The organism is Synechococcus sp. R6-5, from assembly GCF_047461775.1.
Taxonomy (GTDB): Bacteria; Cyanobacteriota; Cyanobacteriia; order Thermostichales; family Thermostichaceae; genus Thermostichus.
On record NZ_JANSHV010000275.1, the window covers coordinates 1 to 1,284 of the forward strand.

Annotated in this window: 2 protein-coding genes; one reads left to right on the forward strand and one right to left on the reverse strand. The window is 47.0% G+C overall.

The window, feature by feature from the left end; all coding sequences use genetic code 11:
- Positions 1 to 40: 40 nt before the first annotated feature.
- On the forward strand, positions 41 to 220 hold the full coding sequence (locus NW818_RS12655) for an alpha/beta hydrolase (protein WP_414424752.1): 180 nt from the start codon (positions 41 to 43) through the stop codon (positions 218 to 220).
- Positions 221 to 523: 303 nt separating this feature from the next.
- Here NW818_RS12655 and NW818_RS12660 read toward each other — a convergent pair whose 3' ends face one another.
- Positions 524 to 1,006, reverse strand: a complete 483-nt coding sequence (locus NW818_RS12660; RefSeq protein WP_414424751.1) for a hypothetical protein — start codon at positions 1,004 to 1,006, stop codon at positions 524 to 526.
- Positions 1,007 to 1,284: the final 278 nt, after the last annotated feature.

Genomic DNA, 1,284 nt, shown 5'->3' on the forward strand with positions numbered 1-1,284 from the left:
CTAGGGATCCCCCCGAAGGGGGAACGAGATATTACCAACCATCACTACCCCTACCCTCTTGATCACAGGCGCACTCGATCCCAAGTTCTGTGCAATTGCCACTCGTATGGCCGAACTGATGCCTCATGCCCGTCACGCCATTGTACCCGATGCCGGACATGCCGTTCATCTGGAACAACCAGCAGCGGTTGCCGAACTGGTTAGCGCATTTCTGGCATGACTGATTCTAGAGCCAGATGGAACGTTTCCCTGTGAAGGAAATGAACCGATACGCCCGCAGGATTGCGCAGGTAAGGACATAGTACACGCACAGTCGAACAGGCAGACCAGGCACTCTTTTGATCGGGCACTGATCAGTATTGTAGTGGTGGTCATCAGCAGCTTCATCAGTACAAAACTGTCCAGTATGCAACACAACAGTGCGGAAGTGTGATTTTCGCACGCTGCACAACGAACCTCTTGTATCACTGAGTGTAGATATATCCACGTAGAGAGATGGATGAAGTAGCTTCTGTCTGAAAGCCTATGTGGTTTGTGTATCCTCTGTATCCTTATTGAGAGACACCAGAAATTGCACGATCCGAACAATGAGTAGAATGAAGATAATCACATAGCAAATAGAAGTAGCCGCGGCCGTTATTAAAAACAGAGTTCCACCCCATTTATTTAGAAATGGCTCCAAACCACCGGTGAAAGGCAAAAGTTGAATTACCCACCGTATTCGTACATCGTCACCATCGTTTTGAAATAACCACGCCAGCATGTAAAACCAATGGACGGCGCCATAGATCACCCAATCTATGATGCTTGATCTTAAACTTAGAATAAATGCAGTCATCAAGACTATGTGAAAACCTATCCATATCAGCAAAATCAGCAAAATTGGAAAGATCAAAAACAGCCAGCCCGCAATTGAAAGGCGCATAAGGGCAAGGATGCTAACAAACAGAACCTCTGCACCGATCAGCAAAAACTTAACCCAAATGTCCAGTTTTTTGTCTGACACTGTTGTTCCTTTCTGTGATCATGATGTTGCTTGTAATCGATGGCCGCTAGCCTACATCAGTGGGAATGAAGGGAGATAAAAAGCCAGGATCAGGGTTCCGTTCAAACGGAGGATGTTCGACACACAACTGCACGATTCCCATGGCTGGCTTGCAATATCTCAACCCCAGAACAGGAGGTAAACCGCAGCCAGATCATTCAGCACATAGCATACCTTAACAGGAGCAGATGAGCAAGTGGTATTCTTCGCCTTTCCAATTTCTAGGGATCCCCCCGAAG